Source organism: Leisingera sp. F5 (assembly GCF_001593695.1).
The window spans coordinates 1-1,420 of sequence record NZ_LUKH01000951.1 but is presented as its reverse complement, the minus strand read 5'-3'; the positions used below and the strand labels follow the sequence as shown (position 1 = coordinate 1,420).

The window sequence follows — 1,420 nt, the reverse complement described above, 5'->3', positions numbered from 1 at the left end:
CCTTCAGGCCGGGCGCCATGGCCAGAACGCGTTTGACCTCGTTGCGGCTCAGCACAAGCGGCACCTTCACCGGTTCCTTCAGGCGGAAAACCTCGGCTGCCAGATCATGCCGCCGCAGGGTGACCCGGAACAGAAACTTCACCCCGGTCATGGTTTGGTTGCGGGTACAAATGCTGGTCCCGGTCTCGATCAGATGCTGCTGGAAGTGCTTCACGTCATCCGGTGAAGCTGTCTCCGGAGATCGCCCGAGCCAGGAGGCAAACCGCTTGCAGGCCCGCAGGTGGCTGGTCTGCGAGGCTGGTCCGAGATTGCGTGCCGCCATATCCGCGATCATGCGGCCACGAAGCGGTGTCGTCGGTGTAGGATGCTGAATGGTCATGGCAAAACCCTCTGTCAATCGAGGTAAAATCACCTCAACCAACAGCACACACCCGACATCGAAAACCGCGAAACAAATCCCGGTTCAGCGCGACGCCTGCCACACAGAACCCCTATCGCAGAGCGATTTAGTGCTTGCTATGAAACCTGCATTTGCAACACCAGAGATCAAGGCTCCCTTTGCGGTCTCAGATCCCTTGGCGCGGAAGGGGCTGCTGCGGCTCCGGCAGCTGATTTTTGACACTGCCGCCGAAACACCGGAGGCCGGCCGGGTCGAGGAGGCCCTGCGCTGGGGCCAGCCCTCCTATCTCACGCGGGAGTGCAAGACTGGATCGACCATTCGGCTGGGGGTGCCCAAGGGCGCGCGTTTTGCGTTGTTTGTGCATTGCCAAAGCCGGCTGATCCCGGAGTTTGCCAGCGCTTTCCCGGCATGGGACTGGTTCGACGGCACCCGCGCGGTGCTGTTCGACGAACCCGCCTAGGTCGAACCCATTCGCCATGGCTGGCTGATCAAGCGCGCTTTGACATACCGCATCCGTCCGCCGCTGGAGACTCCGGTCTGACAAAGTAACTGGCTGTCCCCACGGGGACAGCCAGTTATTCCCGCCGCTTACGCTCAACTTTGCGTTTTACTTTGGCGCCTTTGTGCTTGGACTTTGCTGCCTTGCGCTTGACGGTGCGGCCTGCCGGGCTGCGCCGCCCGCCTTTGCGGGATCCACCGCCCTTGGGCAGTTCCAAGTTTTCAATCGCCAGCAATTCCAGCTCCAGCCCGCCGGTCACCGGCGCTGCCTGAACAAGCCGCACGGTCACCCGCTGGCCGATAGCCAGGGTCATGCCGGTATCGGCCCCCATCAGCGTCCCCGCTTGGGCGTCGAAATGAAAGAACTCGCGCCCGATCGAGCGCACCGGGACCAGCCCGTCCGCGCCGGTCTCATCCAGTTTCACAAAGGCCCCGAACCGGGCAATACCGCTGATCCGCCCTTCGAATTCATTGCCCACCCGTTCGCTGAGATAGGATGCCAAATAACGGTCCGTCGTATCC

General features: G+C 61.9%; 3 protein-coding genes. 1 reads left to right on the top strand and 2 read right to left on the bottom strand.

Features of this window, described 5'->3' with window-relative positions; all coding sequences use genetic code 11:
• On the bottom strand, positions 1–379 hold a 379-nt coding region (locus A2I95_RS37770; RefSeq protein WP_291737562.1), incomplete at its 3' end, for a phage integrase N-terminal SAM-like domain-containing protein.
• 139 nt (positions 380–518) lie between these two features.
• Between A2I95_RS37770 and A2I95_RS37765 the strand changes: the two genes are divergently transcribed.
• Positions 519–860 (top strand): DUF1801 domain-containing protein, encoded by a 342-nt coding sequence (locus tag A2I95_RS37765; protein ID WP_367153210.1) that lies wholly within the window; start codon positions 519–521, stop codon positions 858–860.
• 115 nt (positions 861–975) lie between these two features.
• On the opposite strand, the gene A2I95_RS37760 is transcribed toward A2I95_RS37765, so the two are convergent.
• On the bottom strand, positions 976–1,420 hold a 445-nt coding region (locus A2I95_RS37760; protein WP_291737561.1), incomplete at its 5' end, for a S1 RNA-binding domain-containing protein.